General features: G+C 51.0%; 20 protein-coding genes. 3 read left to right on the top strand and 17 right to left on the bottom strand.

Annotation, left to right across the window (positions count from 1 at the left end; genetic code table 11):
• Nucleotides 1–246: 246 nt before the first annotated feature.
• Nucleotides 247–1,590, bottom strand: coding sequence for an FAD-dependent oxidoreductase (locus Dvar_RS01285; RefSeq protein WP_419659917.1), 1,344 nt, complete (start codon nucleotides 1,588–1,590; stop codon nucleotides 247–249).
• 261 nt (nucleotides 1,591–1,851) lie between these two features.
• Here Dvar_RS01285 and Dvar_RS01290 point away from each other — a divergent pair, with 261 nt between their 5' ends.
• Nucleotides 1,852–3,204 (top strand): NAD(P)/FAD-dependent oxidoreductase, encoded by a 1,353-nt coding sequence (locus Dvar_RS01290; protein WP_419659918.1) that lies wholly within the window; start codon nucleotides 1,852–1,854, stop codon nucleotides 3,202–3,204.
• Between the two features lie 125 nt (nucleotides 3,205–3,329).
• Complete coding sequence (locus Dvar_RS01295; protein WP_419659919.1) at nucleotides 3,330–4,727, top strand: sigma-54 interaction domain-containing protein; 1,398 nt, start codon at nucleotides 3,330–3,332, stop codon at nucleotides 4,725–4,727.
• Between the two features lie 59 nt (nucleotides 4,728–4,786).
• On the opposite strand, the gene Dvar_RS01300 is transcribed toward Dvar_RS01295, so the two are convergent.
• The 11 genes from Dvar_RS01300 to Dvar_RS01350 all read right to left on the bottom strand — a co-directional run bounded on the left by Dvar_RS01300 (nucleotide 4,787) and on the right by Dvar_RS01350 (nucleotide 13,728).
• Nucleotides 4,787–5,251 (bottom strand): universal stress protein, encoded by a 465-nt coding sequence (locus Dvar_RS01300; RefSeq protein ID WP_419659920.1) that lies wholly within the window; start codon nucleotides 5,249–5,251, stop codon nucleotides 4,787–4,789.
• A gap of 170 nt (nucleotides 5,252–5,421) precedes the next feature.
• The gene (locus tag Dvar_RS01305; RefSeq protein ID WP_419659921.1) at nucleotides 5,422–6,057 is read right to left on the bottom strand and encodes an MBL fold metallo-hydrolase; all 636 of its coding nucleotides are present in this window, start codon (nucleotides 6,055–6,057) and stop codon (nucleotides 5,422–5,424) included.
• 131 nt (nucleotides 6,058–6,188) lie between these two features.
• Nucleotides 6,189–6,542 (bottom strand): DUF5320 domain-containing protein, encoded by a 354-nt coding sequence (locus Dvar_RS01310; RefSeq protein ID WP_419659922.1) that lies wholly within the window; start codon nucleotides 6,540–6,542, stop codon nucleotides 6,189–6,191.
• Between the two features lie 35 nt (nucleotides 6,543–6,577).
• The gene (locus Dvar_RS01315) at nucleotides 6,578–6,826 is read right to left on the bottom strand and encodes a hypothetical protein (protein ID WP_419659923.1); all 249 of its coding nucleotides are present in this window, start codon (nucleotides 6,824–6,826) and stop codon (nucleotides 6,578–6,580) included.
• Nucleotides 6,827–6,881: 55 nt separating this feature from the next.
• Entirely contained in the window at nucleotides 6,882–7,214 is a 333-nt protein-coding gene (locus Dvar_RS01320; protein ID WP_419659924.1) for a DUF134 domain-containing protein, read from the bottom strand.
• A gap of 452 nt (nucleotides 7,215–7,666) precedes the next feature.
• Nucleotides 7,667–8,029 (bottom strand): thioredoxin, encoded by a 363-nt coding sequence (trxA, locus tag Dvar_RS01325; protein WP_419659925.1) that lies wholly within the window; start codon nucleotides 8,027–8,029, stop codon nucleotides 7,667–7,669.
• Between the two features lie 251 nt (nucleotides 8,030–8,280).
• On the bottom strand, nucleotides 8,281–8,934 hold the full coding sequence (locus tag Dvar_RS01330) for a DUF1638 domain-containing protein (protein WP_419659926.1): 654 nt from the start codon (nucleotides 8,932–8,934) through the stop codon (nucleotides 8,281–8,283).
• Between the two features lie 11 nt (nucleotides 8,935–8,945).
• Nucleotides 8,946–10,856 (bottom strand): FAD-dependent oxidoreductase, encoded by a 1,911-nt coding sequence (locus Dvar_RS01335; protein ID WP_419659927.1) that lies wholly within the window; start codon nucleotides 10,854–10,856, stop codon nucleotides 8,946–8,948.
• Nucleotides 10,857–11,274: 418 nt separating this feature from the next.
• Entirely contained in the window at nucleotides 11,275–12,144 is an 870-nt protein-coding gene (gene galU, locus Dvar_RS01340) for a UTP--glucose-1-phosphate uridylyltransferase GalU (RefSeq protein WP_419659928.1), read from the bottom strand.
• 21 nt (nucleotides 12,145–12,165) lie between these two features.
• The gene (locus tag Dvar_RS01345; RefSeq protein WP_419659929.1) at nucleotides 12,166–13,227 is read right to left on the bottom strand and encodes a branched-chain amino acid aminotransferase; all 1,062 of its coding nucleotides are present in this window, start codon (nucleotides 13,225–13,227) and stop codon (nucleotides 12,166–12,168) included.
• A 153-nt stretch (nucleotides 13,228–13,380) separates the two neighbouring features.
• Entirely contained in the window at nucleotides 13,381–13,728 is a 348-nt protein-coding gene (locus Dvar_RS01350; protein WP_419659930.1) for a hypothetical protein, read from the bottom strand.
• A 40-nt stretch (nucleotides 13,729–13,768) separates the two neighbouring features.
• On the opposite strand from Dvar_RS01350, the gene Dvar_RS01355 reads away from it, so the two are divergent.
• Nucleotides 13,769–14,230 carry a metal-dependent hydrolase gene (locus tag Dvar_RS01355; protein WP_419659931.1) on the top strand — a complete coding sequence of 154 codons (462 nt, stop codon included), beginning with the start codon at nucleotides 13,769–13,771 and terminating at the stop codon, nucleotides 14,228–14,230.
• Here Dvar_RS01355 and Dvar_RS01360 read toward each other — a convergent pair.
• The 5 genes from Dvar_RS01360 to Dvar_RS01380 all read right to left on the bottom strand — a co-directional run bounded on the left by Dvar_RS01360 (nucleotide 14,227) and on the right by Dvar_RS01380 (nucleotide 18,766).
• The gene (locus tag Dvar_RS01360; RefSeq protein WP_419659932.1) at nucleotides 14,227–14,778 is read right to left on the bottom strand and encodes an endonuclease V; all 552 of its coding nucleotides are present in this window, start codon (nucleotides 14,776–14,778) and stop codon (nucleotides 14,227–14,229) included. The genes Dvar_RS01355 and Dvar_RS01360 overlap by 4 nt on opposite strands.
• 45 nt (nucleotides 14,779–14,823) lie before the next feature.
• Nucleotides 14,824–14,916: a tautomerase family protein gene (locus Dvar_RS01365; RefSeq protein WP_419659933.1), complete on the bottom strand. Its 93-nt coding sequence runs from the start codon at nucleotides 14,914–14,916 to the stop codon at nucleotides 14,824–14,826.
• A 289-nt stretch (nucleotides 14,917–15,205) separates the two neighbouring features.
• Complete coding sequence (locus Dvar_RS01370; protein WP_419659934.1) at nucleotides 15,206–15,844, bottom strand: hypothetical protein; 639 nt, start codon at nucleotides 15,842–15,844, stop codon at nucleotides 15,206–15,208.
• A 54-nt stretch (nucleotides 15,845–15,898) separates the two neighbouring features.
• Nucleotides 15,899–16,339: a GNAT family N-acetyltransferase gene (locus tag Dvar_RS01375; RefSeq protein WP_419659935.1), complete on the bottom strand. Its 441-nt coding sequence runs from the start codon at nucleotides 16,337–16,339 to the stop codon at nucleotides 15,899–15,901.
• Nucleotides 16,340–16,555: 216 nt separating this feature from the next.
• Nucleotides 16,556–18,766, bottom strand: coding sequence for an ATP-binding protein (locus Dvar_RS01380; RefSeq protein ID WP_419659936.1), 2,211 nt, complete (start codon nucleotides 18,764–18,766; stop codon nucleotides 16,556–16,558).
• Nucleotides 18,767–19,126: the final 360 nt, after the last annotated feature.

Raw genomic sequence — 19,126 nt, forward strand, 5'->3', positions numbered from 1 at the left:
TACTATATGTTACCGTTTTGGCCATATATAACGTTACTTTTTGCAACTGGTAATGGATGTCGCTGAAGGATATCGCGCCGGATTATTTCAAACAGGTTCAAAGAATGATGATCGATTACGATTACGAGCACGAGCACGAAAACGCCAATGCACGTCGTGCTCGTGCTTCAGCTATGCGGTGCTCGTAATCGTAATCGAAAATTTCGACATGGCATCATTACAATTGCTGGGCCCATCCCCGGGCGTTTAGAGTTTTTTAAGCAGCTGGTTGGCCGCGGTAAGCATGGGATCCCAAACCGGGCTGAACGGCGGTGCATAGGCCAAGTCGGTCTGGGCAAACGTGGCCACGGACATCTTGGCATGCAGGGCTACGGCAATCGCATCGATACGGTGGGCGACCCCTTCGGGACCGACCATCACGGCACCGAGCAACCGACCCGTTTGCCGGTCGCCCACCAGGTGAACCCAAATGGTTTGCGAGCCCGGATGCGCATGGGCCCGGGATCGGCTTTTAATGGTTACCACAACCGGGTCGAATCCGGCTTTTTTTGCCTCTTGTTCGGTAAGCCCGCTGCGGGCCACCTCCAGATCGAATACCCTGAACACGGCGGTACCGGCCACGCCGTCCAATTCAGCTGTTTTGCCGCATACATTGTCGGCCACAGCCCAGCCGGCCCGGTTGGCCCGCAGCGCAAGGGGAATCCAGGTTTTTTCGCCGGTGACCACATGGATGGCATCGGCGCAGTCGCCCGCCGCATAAACCGATTCGTCGGAGGTCTGCAATCGGCGGTTGACGGCAATGCTCCCTCCGGGGCCCAGTTCAAGGCCGGCATCTTTGGCGATTTCACTGTTGGGATGGATACCGATGGCCACCAGGACCATATCCGCGGTCAGGGTTTTATCCTCACAGACGATTTTTAATTGGCTTTCGGCCTTTTCAATGGCTTTGATCGCATGGCCCGGATACAGGCCAACGGCATTGGCCTCAAGTTCTTTTTCAATCACTTCGGCCAGATCGCGTGGCATCCAGGGCAACAAGTCTGGCCCGGGTTTGACCATGTCCACGGCAATGTCCCGGGCCCGCAGCGCTTCGGCCATTTCCAGGCCGATATACCCCATGCCGATGATCACGGCTTTTTTTACCGCATGGGTGTTAAGATACGTTTTGATGGTTTTACCGTCCTTAAGACTTTTCAGGGCCAATACCCCTGGCAGATCGAATCCCGGCAGATCCGGTATAATAGAACGCCCCCCGGTGGCAATCAGCAGCCGGTCATAGGAAAAAGAGAACGATGCCTGGGTGCCTTGAATTGTACCGGAAACCAAGCGGCTGCCTGGGTCAACACATTCCACCACATGACCGGTGCGCAAATCGATGTCTTGTTTTTGCCGGAATACATCGGCGCTGCGAACCACCAGGTCGTCCATCTCGCGACTTGCATCGGCAATGTTATAGGGCATGCCACAGGCGCTGTATGAGACATCTTCGGTTTTTTCCAGAACGATTATTTCCATGTCAGGCATGCTTCGCTTGGCCCGGCTTGCCGCACTCATGCCCGCCGCATCTCCGCCGATAATCACAAATTTCATAAATCACCATTGATGTTAAAAGTTGGGGTTATTCTCAATGTCACAACGTTACCAAACGTTACCCGTTGCATAGGCAATGAGAACAGGTTCAACACTACATTCGCTTGGCAATCCCGGCAAGGCAAGAGCATTTGCGGGTTTCCAGGCGTTCTCGATCTTCATTTTCTCATCTGGCACTTATTATGCTTAGACATCCCGATTAAATTGAGATCAGGTGACACAAACATAAAATACGATACATTTAAAATCAGGAGAATGAAAATGAAAAAAACAGATGTATTGGTCATTGGTGGAAGTGCCGCCGGTATTGTTGCCGCAACAACGGGCAAAGCGTTTTATCCGGATAAATCGTTTATGCTGCTGCGCAAAGAAAAACAGGTGATGGTTCCCTGCGGCATCCCCTATATCTTTGGCACCCTGGAAAGCAGCGATCAAAACATTATCCCCGATGCGGCGCTGACCGGTGCCGGCATTGAGCTGAAAATCGATGAAGCCGTATCCGTGAACCAGGAAAAGAAAATCTGCACCACTGCCGATGGTTCTGAAATCGCCTTTGACAAGCTTGTTTTTGCCACGGGGTCAAAGCCGGCCGTGCCCGGATGGCTCAAGGGGGCCGACCTGGACAACGTGTTCATCATTCCCAAGGACAAGGAATACCTCGATCAGTTCCGCAAAAAACTGATGGAATTTGAAAAGATTGTGATTTTGGGCGGCGGGTTTATCGGTGTGGAAGTGGCCGATGAGCTGAACAAGACCCAAAAAGCGGTAACCATCGTGGAAATGCTGCCTTATGTACTGAACCTTGCCTTTGACGAGGAACTGGCGGCCAAGGCGCAGGCATGCCTGGTGGACAGAGGGGTGAATGTGAGAAGCAACGTTGGCGTCCAAGAACTTGCCGGCAACGGGAAGGTCTCGGACGTTATCTTAAGCAATGGCGATACGATTGCAGCCGATGCGGTGATTCTTTCCACCGGATACAGGCCCAATATCACCCTGGCGCAAGAAGCAGGATTTGAAATTAATAATATGGGGTTCATCAAGGTCAATGAATACATGCGAACGGCAAACAGCGATTTTTTTGCCGTGGGAGATTGTGCTGAAAAACACAGCTTCATTACCCGTTCTCTCAAAGGCGTCATGCTTGCTTCAACAGCATGTGCCGAAGGGCGGATTGCCGGCATGAATTTATACAAATTGTCCACCTTGCGTGCGTTTAACGGCAACGTGTCGATATTTTGTACCAACATCGGCAACACCTCTTTCGGTGCGGCCGGAGTGACGGAAGCGCTGGCCAATGAAAGGGGCTTTGATGTCATCACGGCAACCTTCGAGGGGGTTGACAAACATCCGGGGACTTTGCCCGGGACTCAGCAGCAAATCATCAAACTCGTTGTTTCCCGGGATTCAGGTGTGGTTCTGGGCGGAGAGGTGGTTGGCGGGGCAACCACCGGGGAGTTTACCAACCTGATTGGCTTCATGATTCAAAACAACATGACCATTGACGCCCTGCTGACCGCGCAAATTGGTACGCATCCACTGCTCACCGCCTCGCCGACCGCATATCCGCTGATCAAAGTCGCCGAGATGGTGGCCAAAAAGCGGCGGGCCGCCTGAATTCGTACCCAACCAGAAATGGCCATGCCCGATAAGTAATTCTTGACCTGGCCTGGGTTTTTCCGTTACCTATTGTAGGTAACAAACGGTAACGTTCTTGAATTGAAACCTGTGCCGGAGGGACCATGACCAAAAAAACCCACGATATCTGGAACGCCCGCTTTATTAATCGGATTATTGATAGCATGGCCGATGGGGTGTTCACCATGGATGACCAGGGGCGAATTTCTTCCTGGAACCCATCCATGGAGCGGATCAGCGGCTATTCCGCCACCGAGGCGCTGGGGCAAACCTGTCAGTTGCTGCAATGTAGCCGATGCTTTGGCAAAAACTGTCCGGCAAGCATTGAGAAGTGCCGTATTCTGGAGATCGGTCAGTCCGAGGCCAAGGAATGTCTGCTGCGGCACAAGGACGGTCATGATGTGGCGGTGATTAAAAATGCCAGCGTGGTCAAGGATGACGATGGTCAGTTTGTCGGCATTGTTGAAACCGTTACCGATATGACGGAACTCAATCGTGCTCGGGAACGCGCCGAGGCGGCAGCCCTGCGCCTGGCGGAGGTCTACCAGATGAACAATATTATCGGTAAAAGCCACGCCATGAAGGAGGTCTTTCAGGCGATTCGCGTGGCCGCGGCCAGCGAGGCGACCGTACTGATCCAGGGTGAAAGCGGCACCGGCAAGGAACTGGTTGCCGGTGCCATTCACTACAATAGTGATCGGCATGAAGGTCCGATGATCACTGTCAACTGCAGTGCGCTGTCGGAAAATCTGTTGGAAAGCGAGCTGTTCGGACATGTGCGCGGGGCATTTACCGGTGCCAACCGGGATCGTATGGGCCGGTTTGAAGAGGCGTCCGGCGGAACCATTTTTCTGGATGAAATCGGGGAACTCAGCCCGTTTATTCAGGTGAAACTGCTGCGCGTGCTGCAGGAGCGGGAAATCGAACGCGTGGGCGACTCACGCAGGCGCAAAATTGACATCCGCATCATCACGGCCACCCACAAGGACCTTTACACCCGGGTCCGTGATGGCCTTTTCAGAGAAGACCTGTATTATCGGCTCAAGGTGTTTCCCATCCAACTGCCGTCTTTGCGGGAGCGCCGGGAGGACATTCCACTGCTGGTCGATTACTTTATCCAGCAGATGAACAAAAAAACAGGCAAAAATGTGGCGCGCATCTCCCAGCCGGCCTTACGCATTTTCATGGACCATCCCTGGCCGGGAAATGTGCGAGAGCTGGAAAATGCTATTGAACATGCCTTTGTGCTTTGTGATCGTGATCAGATCGAGGTCTCCGACCTGCCGCTTGAAATCCGCCAACCCGATATTAACGGTGCATGTCGTGACCTGCCGCCGGTAAAATCCTCACGACGTAAAAAACTGACCCAAACAGAACTGCTTGATCTTCTGGACGCATGCGATTGGAACAAGGCTGAGGTTGGACGCCGCGTGGGGCTGAGTCATACGGCTATCTGGAAGTATATGAAAAAATGGGACATACCGCTACAACGAGAAAAATAAGCTCATTTAGACGGCGTTCAGGCCTGTTTTAAGCCGGCTTAATGCTGGGCAATGTGCGATCACGGCAGTTTGTAAGGGTTGATCGACACGACCGGAATCGGTGATTGCTTTACCACTTTTTCCGCCACGCTTCCAAAAAGCATATGTTCCAATCCTCTGCGGCCATGGGTTCCCATTACCAACAGGTCGATACCTTCGGTTTCAATGGCCTTTAGAATTTCATCAGCAGGATCACCGGCAACGACAATCTTTGTAAAATTGGGACAGCTTTGCAGCTGATCATCACAGACATGTTCCAGTGTCTTCTTGGCGGCGTCAATGGCTTCCCCTTGGAATTTGTCCATGGAAGGATGGGGGACATAGAGTTTTCCCCACTTATTCAGATCCTGTACTACGTGCAGTAAATAGACCGTGCTGTTGTATTTCTCGGAAAAGGATAATACATACGGGAGCAGCTTCGATGAATTTTCCGTTAAATCCACCGGGAATAGGATCTTATGGATCTCTATCGTTGTTTTTTCCATTGGTTGCCTCCTGTTTGTCGGCGTGGGTGAATTAAAATGGGTTTCGCCTGCAGGCACCCGTTACGGATGATAAAAACAGTTTAATACCATTATGGGAATTAAGCAAAAAAAAACGCCAACCGAATGATTAAGGTTGATTGGGTCGGCGTTGTCGCGGTTGCCAGGTGCCTTTAAAGCTGTAACACCGTCCCCGCACCACCGGCTAAATATTTTTCAGGAAAGCGCTGTTTGATTTCTGTAATGTGTTGCGTGCAATGGGTTGGACAAACGCCATCCAGGGTCTCGATCAGGGGAAAATCGTTGAATCCGTGCAGCCCGCCAACCAGCGTGTTCACCCGTCCAAAGCCCGAGGCGGCTTCCAAAATACGACCGACCCCCGGATGAGAACAGCCGACAACCACGACCATGCGATCATCCTGCCGAATGACCAGTGATTGTTCGAAATCGTCGAGCGCACCGGTGGAGTATAAGCCATCACCAATTTGCATCGGTTGGTTGATGCCGATAACGTCCGTGGCGGTGGGGGGAACCCTACAGCCTGCCGGTGCCACGACTTTTGTTGGCTGAACGGACAAAAAATCCTGAAGCCCGCCGGTATGATCAAAGTGGTCGTGGGACAAAAAGACCATATCGATAGCGTGGGGCGAGATGCCAAGGGTTTTCATGTTGTTCAGCAACAGCCGCCCCCTAGCGCCGGTGTCGAAAAGCAGTGTGTGATTGCCTGTTTCCACCAGACAGGCAAATCCCCAGTCTGGTATCAGGTCCGGATGACAAACCGTATTGTCGTAGATGATGGTGATTTTCATATGCGAATGATTTCAGGCGTTGCCCATAAGGGATGTTAATCGTCGATGGGGGGTACCGGTATGGCGGTCCAATGCGCTTGGATTGGCTTCCCGTCAATCGGGTGCTCGTCAGGCCGGTACCCCTTCCGCTGCTATTCGGATGCGTCCTTTTCAAGTTCTGCGATCCGGTTCTGGATGGATTCCAGAGAGGCTTGCATGGCATTGGCCTCGGCTTTGAGCATTGCCATTTCATCGGCACTGCTGACTGGATAGGCAGGACCAAAGGCGGGTGGTGCTGGATATCCGCCATAGGCGGGGTATCCGAACCCACGGCCTCGTCCATAGCCACGCCTGAAGCCCATACCCATGCCTCTGCCGCCACCGTAGCCGTAGCCATAACCATAGCCCATGGTACCGGGCCTATTGTAGTTGCCGCCACACAGTCCTCGGCGGCCGCCGGTCATGGGGCCGGCTCCCATTGGTCCACTTCTGTCAAATCCTGGCATGATATTACCTCCTTGTTTATGGGTTGAGTGATCGTTTATCGTTGCCTTATGCAACGCTTTTGGTTGGTGGTGTTAACGGTTCTGACCGCGTCCTGCACCACCGCCACTGCGACCTTGGCCCTGGCCCTGTCCGCGACCCCCGCCGCGGCCTTTACCCTGGCCACGCCCGCCGCGTTTTCCACCTTGTCCCTGCACCGGGCGGTTCTGTCCGCAAGGACCTTGTCCGCGTCCGGATTGTTGGCCCTTACCGTCTGGGCCGGTTCCATCTCTTTGAGGCATCGCACTCACCTCCTTTCTTCGTGTACTTTTTTAATCAATGGCTGTCATGTTTCCTGTTGATTATTCATCCATTCTGCCCCGCCGGCGACGGCAGCGTCTGCCGCCACCCCGCATGGCATAATTTCCACCGGCAACCTTAAGGGCCTTGCCGGTAACCAATGCCTCACCAACGATATGGCGCGCCGAGGCCAGAATTCTGCCATAAGTCTGCCGGGACACCTGCATGAGGTTGGCTGCCGATTCCTGGTCCAAGCGCTCGAAATCGCTCAATCGGATTGCCTCCAGTTCTTCGACGGACAGCATCACTTCGCCGGAAATCGGTATGCCCTGGGGGACAAATGCGGCGATGCTCGGATAGCTGGAAACAAACCTGGGTTTTTTCGGTCTCGGCACGATTGGGCCTCCTATAATGATCGTTTGACTATAATATAATCGTCGGTATTATAGTTGTCAATGAAAATAAAGGTCGTTTGACCAAAAAAATAATCCCCGGTTTGGCCGGGGATTATCTTTTTGGTTTGGCGGATCAATAGATGGGGTGCGAAATGGAAAACCGTGCTGAAAAATGCCGATTGGCGTCAGTGTTACATTGTGAAACTTTTTGTTAGGTAACGTTATGGTAACATCTATGCCTTGCCCTGCCGATTTATTTTTCAACGATGAGCGAAGCCATTTGTGGATGAGTGATAGTTCGTGTCCGTCCAGAAATAGGCAAATTTGGTCGAGATCAAGGCGCCCGACCAATCTTATCTCGGGTTTAACCACAGGTATATATTTGATATTCCGAGGATTAAATTTTTCGGGCAACGCCGATATCGGGCAAATTGGTCATTTCTGGATTAACATTAGGTAACAATGAAGGGCGTTTTGGGCGCCTCACCGGAAAGGGTCTGATTGATCGCGTTTTCCAGCGCATTCTGGGAGACCAGACCGGTAATCGTATTCACCACACCGCCGTCTTTAAAGACCATTAAGGTCGGAATTGCCTTGATGCCCAAACGATTGGCAACATCTTGATTTTCATCCACATTGCATTTGGCAAAAATCATTTTGGACCCATAGGTTTCGGCCAGGGACACAAACAATGGCGTCATGGCTTTACATGGACCGCACCAGGGTGCCCAGAAATCAATGATCACTGGTTTTTCCTGCTGAAGGACTTGCTGCTCGAACTGATCCTGTGAAATCTCCTGAACTAAATCGGACATGGAACGATCCCTCCCTGTCGGTTCCCGCCGGATGATTCGCCCGCGGGATGGTTAAAGAGTGTCTGAAACATAAATTGTTTCAGGTTCGTTTAAACAGCATAACAACATTTATGCCAAAAGGAGAGGTCCCGGCTTGGGGAGCAAGCATACCACCAAACCGGGACCCTTAGGAAGTGAGAGTAAGGTTGAGTGAATCAAAATGGAGGTATTGATGTCTTACTCACCTGTCCTATAAGCGAATATTATGCCATTTAAAGCAGTGTCGCGGCTTTTTCCACAAGCAATGATTTGAAACGGTCAAGGGTGACGGCATGCGGTGTGATCGGAATCCCCATCCAGTCCGCGTAGTCAAGATAGTCTTCTGGATGTTCGGCCATGTAAGTGTCCATATAGCCCACACCATCCAAAACAATGGCACCACCGCTGTGTCGGGGAAAGTTTTCGTTGGCCAGGCCCTTGTCCCATCCTTTGAACACCTTGTGGCGAAATTTGATCCAGCCCGGCGTCATCCACCAGACTTTTTCACCACCGGCCAGCTCGGCGGCAATTTGCTGCCTTTCGTCTTCGCTGACGATCATGTCCATGCAGTGGGTGGCGTCGATGCGAGCCACGCCGGCGCCCTGTTCCGATATAATGGTTTGCATGGTGCGGGTGGGCTCATCGGCATTGACGTAACAAAACTTGCCGCCATAAACGACCAATACCTTGTCCGTTTTTTCCCGGGCCTTGGCAATTCGGTCGAGGAGCTGTCGCTCCAGTTCATGAATGTCTTCATGAAGTCCCGGCGTGGTGAAAAACAGATGCGGTGTATCCAAAAACCCTTGTGCGCGCAGATGGTTTAATTCCAGGGACAGGGTACCGCAGGAAACAATGGCGATATTGGCAAACGATACCGATTGATCCATGAGAGCCTCCTTCAATATTTTAATGCCAGTTCATAACCGGCATGAACCGCTGTATAGATGTCCATGACCTGATTGGCGTCGCCGATCACCTCGATGGTTGCCACCGATTTTTCGATTTCTGGATCGGGACCGGGGGCCGAAAGCATGCCCGACGCCAGGATGACCGTGTCAAAGGGATCGAGATAAAGGGTTTCCCCGTCTTTTTCCACCACGACCCGGTCGGATTCAAAGGCCTTGACCGCGGTGTGGGGCATCAGGGTCACGTTTTGCATCTGGTCGATGCGCATCAGCGTCAGCTTTTTGGTAATCATTTCCATCATGCTGCCGATGGGATCGGTGCGTTTGGTGGCGGTCACATCAAGACCCTGGACCCCCAGGCGTTCGGCAATCTCTATACCGGTGCGGCCGGCGCCGATCACCAGTACCCGGGGGCCGTTGACCGATTTTTTTTCACTAAAATAGTCCACCGCGGTCATGCTGGATTGGCTGTCCAGTCCCTGGATCTCGGGAATATTTTGTTTGGCGCCCGTGGCCCATACCAACAGATCCGGTTTATTCTCGGCGACCCGTGCGGCATCCACGGCCTGATCGGTCAGTACGGCTGCCGAGCTGGCCTTCACCGCTTTCGTCAGATGATTCAAGCCGGCCCGCATCTTTTCTTTTCCAGGTGCTTGCCATGCCAGGTTGAACTGCCCGCCCAACTGATCGTCTTTTTCAGCCAGTGTCACTCGGTGGCCGCGACGGGACAGGTAAAGGGCGGCACTCATACCTGCCGGTCCACCACCAGCCACCAGCACAGTCAGGGGCTGATCCGTTTTTTCGAGTGGCGGCCGGCCAATTTCCGGATTGACATTGCAACCGATAGGCTGACCGTTTTTCACCCGGTGCAGGCAGCCCTGCAGACAGTAAGCGCATTGATTCACCTGATCGACGGTTCCCGAGCGCCACTTGTCGATTAGATCTGGGTCGGCAATCAGCGGCCGGCCCAGGGCAATAAAATCGGCCAATTGTTCACCTATCAGCTGAATGGCCCGGTTCCCATGACCCATGCGCCCGGCCGCGATCAACGGCAAATCGGTTTGTTTGCGTACCCAGGCCAGGGCATCCATTTGCGGTTTCTCGGGAAGGCTGGCGTGATGAAAATACCAGGGCGGGCTGAAGCATGCCGATCCCATGCCCACGTGAACGGCATGGATACCCAACTCACCGGCTGTCTTTAATAAAGGTGCTAAGTCATCCGGTGCGATGCCGAACTCGGGAGACATCTCACTTCCGGAGATGCGCATGATCAGCGTCAACTGCGGTGCGCCCGCTTTGACCGCCTCGATGACCCGTTGGGCGAACAGCAGCCGGTTTTGTCCGTATGCGTCCGATCGCTGGTTGATTTTCCCATTGAGGAACTGTGATACCAGGTAGCCGTGTCCACACTGAATTTCGATGGCATCAAAACCAGCATAAACGGCCTTTCCGGCGGCGGATCGATATCCTTCCACGATGGCATCGATTTCCGGCTCGGTCAGCGGTTCGGATGATGCGCCGGTGGTCGGGCAGGTGATGGCCGCCGGCGCTTTGGGGGGACCGCCCGTTGCTTTGGGGTTGGCTGCCGCCCCGGCATGGTTGAGATGCAAACAGGCCAGCCGGTCCTGGGAGTGAATCACGGTGGTGATTTTTTTCAACTCATCAGCACTTTCAGGTAGATGGACGCACACCTGTTTGGGATGTTCCTTGCCCTGTGCCGTAACCGATACCGGCTCAATGATCAACAAGCCCGGCCCGTTTTGGGCTATCTGTCGGTAAAAGGTCAAGTGCTGTTCGGTCACATCGCCTTTAGGGGTACCGTAGGCGGTTTTGATCGGCGGAAAGACAAGCCGGTTGGCCGGGGTCAACTTACCCAGCGGCTGGGGGGCAAACAATCGTTGCATCGAGATCTCCTTTGGTTGGCGATTGATAGCGTCTCAAGGATGCTGACGGATGGTTTTTGGGGAGGGGTGCGCTTTGAACGATTTTTCCATCTGCCAAAAAAACTTGAAACAGGAAATGGGCTTACCCACTGGAGAGTCAATTCTCATGCCAGATATGCTGGTGGCCGATAATCGCCCCGCAAACGGGTGCTGAACCGCCGGAATTCATGGATTGGGTTGGCAATCGGAAGATTTGGACAAGTCGTCGATGGTGTTACTTAAACAATTAAGTAACAGATGGAAACGTTACTATAACATGGCGAGGTCGTCCAGCAAAGGCGTTTTGGCTTCATCCGGCATTGTCGGGTGGGATACGGATCGGAAAATGGCTGAGTCATCCTGGATGACGACGGTGCCATCCAGGATGAATAATGATTGGCTAATTGTTGAGAAGATCCTTGATATAGGGGATCAGCCGTTCACGCAGGTCCGGGCGCTCCAGGGAAAAGGCCAGATTGGCCATTTGAAAACCAGCCTTGTTTCCACAGTCAAAGCGGGTGCCGGTGTATCGGTAGCCATAAATATCCTGGGTCTTGAGCAGTCGGGCCATGGCATCGGTAATCTGGATTTCTCCACCGGCGCCCACCTCCTTGCCCTCCAGGATCTCGAAGATTTCCGGTGTCAGAATATAGCGGCCGATAATGGCCAGATTGGAAGGCGCGTTTTCGGGGGCGGGTTTTTCCACCAACCCACGGATCTTGGTGACACCGTCGACCAATGCATCCGCATCCAGGATACCGTATTTGCTGGTGTCCGCTTTTGGCACCTCAACCACCGAGACAATGGATGCGTTAAGGGCTTCGAACTTTTCGATCATCTGTTTGAGCACCGGTTTTTCAGCCTTTATCAGGTCGTCGGCCAAAAGTACGGCAAAGGGTTCATTGCCCACGATATTGCGGGCGCACCAGATGGCATGACCCAGTCCCAGCGGTTGGTTCTGGCGGGTGTAGATGATCGATCCCGATGTTGGTATCAGATCGTGAAGTTCCTTCAGCTGCGCATCTTTGCCCCTGGCCATGAGGGTCTGTTCCAGTTCGCAGGAATGATCGAAATGATTTTCAATGGCACTTTTGCCGGCGCCGGTAACGAAAATGATCTGCTTGATACCCGAGGCATAGGCCTCTTCAACGGCATACTGGATTAACGGCTTGTCCACTACGGGAAGCATTTCTTTGGCCATGGCCTTGGTTGCCGGTAAAAACCGTGTGCCCAAACCGGCAACCGGAAAGACCGCTTTTCTGACTTTCATGAATCCTCCGTATTAATGAATTTAAAGCTTTTCTATCCAGCCTTGGGGACCATCGATGATGCCGTATTGAATATCCTGGATGGCTTGAAAGAATTTATGGGCCAGGGGACCGACCTTGCCGTCTCCGACGGTGATGACCGTATCGCCGTATTTCAATTCGCCCACCGGTGAGATGACGGCGGCCGTACCGGAACCGAAAATTTCTTTCAAATGGCCGGATTGGTGAGCATCAATCACTGCGTCGATGCTGATTTTACGTTCTGACACCTTGAGTCCCCAGGATTTGCCCAGAGCCAGCACCGAATCCCGGGTAATGCCGGGAAGGATGCTGCCGGAAAGCATGGGGGTAATGATTTCGTCATCGATCACGAAAAAAATGTTCATCGAGCCGACTTCTTCCACATACTTCAGTTCGACCGCATCAAGCCATAAAACCTGGGTGTAGCCGGCCTTGTGGGCCTGTTCACCGGCCAACAGGCTGGCCGCGTAGTTGCCCATGGTTTTGGTGTCGCCCACACCACCGCGGACGGCCCTTACATGATCTTTGGAGACCATGATTTTGACCGGATTGAATCCTTCTGCATAATAGGCGCCCACCGGACTGAGAATGATGAAAAAGCGATAGGTGTGCGATGCCCTCACGCCAAGGAAAGGATCGGTGGCAATGATGGTCGGGCGGATGTACAATGAGGTTCCCGGTTCACTGGGCACCCAGTCTTTTTCAACATTCAGCAGTTGTTTTAGCGCATCCAGGCAAAAGGCCTCGTCGATTTCAGGGATACAAAGCTTGCGGTTGGATGCATTGATTCGTTTAAAATTCTCCTGGGGGCGAAACAACTGAATCCCCCCTTGCTGGTTACGGTAGGCTTTCATGCCTTCGAAAACGCCCTGGCCGTAATGCAGAACCATGGTTGAAGGATCCATCGTCAAGGGAGCGTAGGGCTCGATGCGCGGGTTATGCCACCCTTTTTCCACGCTGTAGTCCATGTTAAACATGTGATCTGTAAAAATCGTACCGAACCCTAGTTTGGTTTCATCTGGCTTGGTTTTCAGCTGTTCGGCGTTGTTGATTGTAACGTTCATTATGGATCCTCCTGGATGAGTGCTGCGCTATGGTATCGGTGACCGGATATAAAATGATTGCAATCAGTTCAGTAAAATTAAATAAAAATAGAATAACCTGTTACCAGTACACCGTTTTTATCTTTGAATCAAGACTGACAATATAATCATCATTTACTTTACGCCCCATCCTTTAGGATTCGCAAGTCTTGAAATGGACTTTTTTTGCCTATTGACCCTTGGCGCATCCGAAACCATCGCCTGAAAATGAATCAAAAATTCCTTGACTCGTTGGTGACTGGCAATTAAATTATCTCGGTTCCAGCCTAAAAATTTTTTCTCCTTTTTTTCAGCGTGCCAAAATTGAGCGGAGAATTTAACCATGATGGAAAGCGTATGTTTTTGATGGTTACGGCAACGCCAGCAATATTTTTTACCAATCAGATAATCGCCGGACCGATTGCAATCCATATTGTACCTCAAGCGGGTGATGGGGACGACCGTTTTTTTACGGGCAACCATCCGCTTTCCATCCAGATCGGTCCCAACATTGGAGCAGACCATGCCAGGCTATAAAGAACATATCCTCGGCAGTATGGTTGCTGGCGGCGCGGCCATCACGGCGACGATTTTCTCGGGCTATTATCAGCTTGACACCAGCCCTCTGGGATTGGCCAAATTGCTCGGCGTCTGTTTTCTCGGAGGATTATTTCCGGATGTGGACACCGATTCCAAAGGACAGAATATTTTATACACCCTGCTGATCATCGCGGATGGGGTGTTGATTTACCATCACCATTATCACTGGGCAGCCTGGGTGGGGTGGTTTGCCATGCTACCGGCGCTTGGCCATCATCGGGGATGGACCCATACCTGGTGGGCAATGCTCATTGTGGGGGCGCCCATCATTATCATTCCCGTCTCCATTCTTGGAAAAGATGTGTGGTATTCTTTTCTGCCGTTTTATATTGCCTTTACGATCGGATACTTTTCTCATCTTCTGCTTGACCGGAAATTCATTTAGCGCCTGTTTGAGAAGTCTGGGTCAGGTGAGGACCAACAAAGATCGGCATCATTGATCGTTCTGGAGATCTGATCGACTCTTTTCAAAAGGGAGGGGATTCGGTAGGGGCCATGCATGGACACGATAAAGGCTTTTGCCGATGCCAGGGAGATTCCTACGCTGGTCACAAAAAGTGGCGTTTTGCTCTGGCCTCTATATATCTTAACGGCATCGGGTGTTTGAGCAAGTTTACGCTTCGCCACCCCAATGACTGCCGCTTGGCCGTTCAGGGCGTCGAATAAATGTTTGCCCAAGCCTGGCAAGCAGAAACCATCGAGATACACGAACCCGTCAACAACAATCGTATCCGGTGCGAGTTTGTGCGCATTAAGAAGATGGAGAATGCAGGGCAGCTCCCGGCGATAAAATTGGCCTGGAACATAATCCTCGATCACTTGAAGCGTGCTTTGGTAAGCGGCGTCTTCCTGCTCGGCGGTCCAGTCGGAAAAGGTCACCCCGCCTATTGTTGCAAGGCCGTTGTGATAGTAAACATCGACAGCAAGAATCATCTCAGATTTTTCATGGCACGATCAATGTTCAATCTTGCCTGATTTTCATACTTTTCGTAAAAATATTCCGTCAATTAATTGGGCTTTTTTTTCTGGTGTTACCCCTTCATTTGTTATTTTGATATTCACGAATGGCATTTTTTTACCTTTCTGGGATTAGCTGCGTTTCTTGTTTCAGGATCATATCAACAATACGATCATTTTACATGCGATTACCCTGGCCTATTCCTTGGCTGCCAGCCCAGATCGTTGACGATTTCCTGTAGAGCGTCCTCGCGGCAGGCCAGAAAAACACATTTCCCGGTTTCACCGGGGGGGCAATAGTCGAGCGGTGTGAACAACTCAAAAGCATCCTTTGACATGCACATAATTTTTTCTAAATTCACTCCGCAAGCCTTTTAAAAAAAGGTCAAGAGCAAACTTGACCTTATTTTATTGACAGTTCCACGATGAAAAAAAACAGCGCCATCAGCAAGCTTAAGGTTTGATTTTTCACCAGACCCCATGAGCAAAGGCCGATATTTCTTGATAACTGCCTTAACTTCGTGAATTTTTCCTGGAGCAATGCGTTGTCAACTTTTATTTCACTGCGAGATAAAGCAAACTGATCATAGGACCTGAAGACGATCCATAAACTTTTGATGTTTTCCAATATAGTATTGGTTGAAAGGTCTTCATCATTGATGGCCACGCTATTTTTAAGCGCTTGTTTTCTTGTGAGCAGAATATTGGATGTGATCCTCAAGTCATAGAGTCTTGAAACAGCCTGAAAAAGTCCTGTGGCGATTGAATATGAAAGTAAAATGATTCCGATATTGAAAAAAACATTTCCCAAATCCGCAGACAGACTGGCATCGGCACTCAACTCGATAAAAATGCCATTACGTTCTTTCCAAAAGAATCCCAATATTGATATGCCAATGATAAGAAAAATATTGTTTTGAAATGAGAGCTGAGAAATTTTCTTATCAGTCCAGAAATGATATCTTTGCTGGTATTCGTTTAGTTTCTCTTTTTGTTTCTGCTCGTCGTGTTCCTGTTTGTCGTGTTTCTGTTCGTCAGTCATAGCCTTCCTTTTTGCCGTTACCGTATTGCATGCGTGATCAGATATATTATCAGTTCAGGGGGCGTGTTTAGCCTGGACCAGATTTTTTTTCATAAAGAACCGGGAAAATCCAACCGGGTAGTCGGATAATTCTCCAAAACATTCATAGCCCATGCGCTCATAGAACCCCCGGGCTTGAAACTCAAATGTATTCAGCCAGGCACTGTGACAACCGCGCAAGCGCGCTTCCTTTTCCGCCTGCATGATCAGGGATCTGCCGATTCCCCGGCCGCGCAGCGGTTCTGGCACAAACAACAATTCCGTATACAACCAATTGAATGCGGTACGGCCCAACAAGCCGCCGATGACGGCCCCGGCTTCATCGTTGACCAGTATCGCCAGCGGGCGATGGTCGCTATGCCCGGTTTTTGAGTTGTTATAAGCGACAAGTCGCTTAAGGATGGCCTGTCTTGCTTCAGGAGCGTCGGTTTCGATTTGATGGGTATTGAAATTCATTGTTGACTCGCCAATCAACGGTGATGAAACAGATTATTGAGGTAGGATTGGGAGCTTTTGAGCAGACGCACTATAGTTGATTTTTATCGATGGTTCAAGTGGCTATAAGGCGAATTTATGGATCTGCATAGAAAATCAACGGTTTGAATGCGGAAATCAGAAGTCCTGCGCCATTGCCGCCATGCATCTTCTTCATAGTTGCGCGATCAATACCGCCTAATTCAATTCCAAAAGGCATCTGATACTTTCGGCCATTCGCCGTTCCATGACCGGTTTTGTCAGATATTTTCGAATACCGATTGCTTTTGCCTTTTCTTCATCCAGATTGTCGCTGAAGCCTGTACAGATGATGATGGGCAACTCCGGGTAAAGCGCAAGGACTTGCCGGGACAATTCATCGCCACATATCCTCGGCATGTTCATATCAGTAACCAGCAGATCCACAGGATCAGCCCCGTCTTTGAGAAAGGAAAGCGCAGCTTCGCTCGAGGTAAACGGCGTCACGCGATAACCAATCCCCGTCAGAAATTCCGCCATCATTGCCGCAATGGGTTGTTCGTCGTCGACAACCACGATATGTTCAGTTCCACCGACGATCGGTGCGTCGTTTTCGGGGGCGTCGGTGGCACATAAGGATGCGGAGCAGGGCAGAAAGATATGAAAAGCGGTTCCGTGACCCGGCATACTGTTGACGGCAATCTGGCCGAGGTGTTTTTTGATGATGCCGTGTACCACGGCCAGTCCCAAACCGGTTCCTTCGCCTCTTTTTTTGGTTGAAAAATAAGGGTCGAAAATCTTGTCGAGGGTTTGCCTGTCCATGCCCTGGCCCGTATCTTTGAACTCCAGGTGGACATGGGCGCCGGGGCTGGCGTCAAACCCCGCCTGAATATCATCCGTCCCTAAGTTGACCTCCGCCATGTTGACCGTGATTTTTCCGCCGGCTGCACCAATGGCGTGATAAGCGTTCGTGCACAGATTCATCACGACCTGATGAATTTGGACAGGATTGGCCAGTACGGCGCCACATACAGGCGCAAGGTTATAGGTTATCTCGATGTTGGCCGGGATCGATGCCCGTAGCAATTTGATGGATTCCTTGACAATGGGGCCGATCTGGATCGGTTTAAGCGTCTCTTCCGACTCCCTGCTGAAAGCAAGAATGTTCATCACCAGATCCCGCGCCCGCATGCCGCCCTGCAACACGATTTCGAGTTTTTGGGCTGTCTGGCTGTCCGGGGGGAGTTCGTGAAGGGACAGTTCGGTAAACCCGATTATTGAGCTCAAGATATTGTTGAAATCGTGGGCAATGCCGCCCGCCAGGGTCCCGATTGCCTCCAATTTTTGAGCCTGAAGGAGTCTGTGTTCTGTTTTTTCTTTTTCGATTTCGGCCAGTTTGAGTAGCGTGACATCCTGGCTGGTTCCAATCAGCCGAACAGGCTTGTCATTGATCCCATATTCAGCGTGGGCCATTGTCTGAATGTATTTTTCACGCCCATCCGGGAACTGTAACCGGTGGACAAAGCTGACTTTAAAGCCATTTTTCATTGCACCCTTGATTTTTGAATTCACCGCTACCCGATCATCGGGATGGATTCTCTTATAGTACACATCCGGTGATCCTTCGGATTTGTCCTTATCGACTTCAAGGATTCTGTACATTTCCTCGGAAAATACCAGATCCCGGCTGTCTGCAAAGATTTGCCAGTGTCCCAGTTTGGCGATGCGCTGCGCCTGTCTGTGGAGCTGTTCTCGTTCCTGCAAGGCCAATTCGGCTTTCTTACGCGCCGTAATATCTTCAATGGTGCACTCAATCTCTATGGGGGTTCCATCATCACTACGAATCAGACGCATGGTCATGGAAAAGAACACCTTTGTTCCATCACGCTTTTTGCTATTCACCTCCAGACAGTTTATCCGTTCATCTTTGATCAGTCTGTCAAGCAAGCGGTTTCGGTCTTCGGGATGGTTGTATAGTGTTACAACCGTCGATTCCATCAAGTGCTCGGCGGATTCATATCCCAACATTTTGGCCATGGCTGTATTAGCTACGATAAATCGTCCGCCATCTTCAATGGTTGTCCGGCATAGCCCCATCGGCTGATTTTCAATAAACTGACAGTGACGCAGTTCTCTTTGCTTCAGATCAGACTTCCGCTTCTCCTGCTGGATGCCGTAAAACGCAAATCCCCAGAAGACGGGGAGCAGGACAGATACAAAATCCTCTGTTTTTGAGAAAATCGATTGTCGGCATAGACCTTCCATCGCCAACGACAAATAGAAGAGCATCGATGCAAGGAGCAAAACGAGTATAAGAAACGCTTTGTGTCCCAGCGATTGACGTCTCCACATTATTTTGATGCCAAAAACAACGATGGCCCCGAATACTGCAAGAAAGGCCGCTATATCGATTAAGGCAACGGTGTTCATTTTTCCGATCCTTCAGGAGGAGATGGTAGCCTCAGAATCCATACAAGAAGGCATAGTGCACTGAAAAAATATAAAATATGCTCTAAACAATTGATATATGATTCCCAAAAAAAGGCCTCAAGGATGCTCAACACCCATGCCGAAAAAAGCAGACAGAATGCCGGTACGAGCAGCCCGATCGAGGGGTTATCTTTCAATTCTGTGTACGTTATAATGATAAAATGAAGGACACCTGCACCCAAAATAGCAGATAGGATTTCATTTTCCTGAATCATCAGAACTTTCACTCCTTTGGATCCATAGAATGAAGTGGCTTGCGATCAGAACGAAAACATATTGTTACCCAAGGAGAGCGGTTGG

The organism is Desulfosarcina variabilis str. Montpellier (genome assembly GCF_048565275.1).
GTDB classification, from domain to species: Bacteria; Desulfobacterota; Desulfobacteria; order Desulfobacterales; family Desulfosarcinaceae; genus Desulfosarcina; species Desulfosarcina variabilis.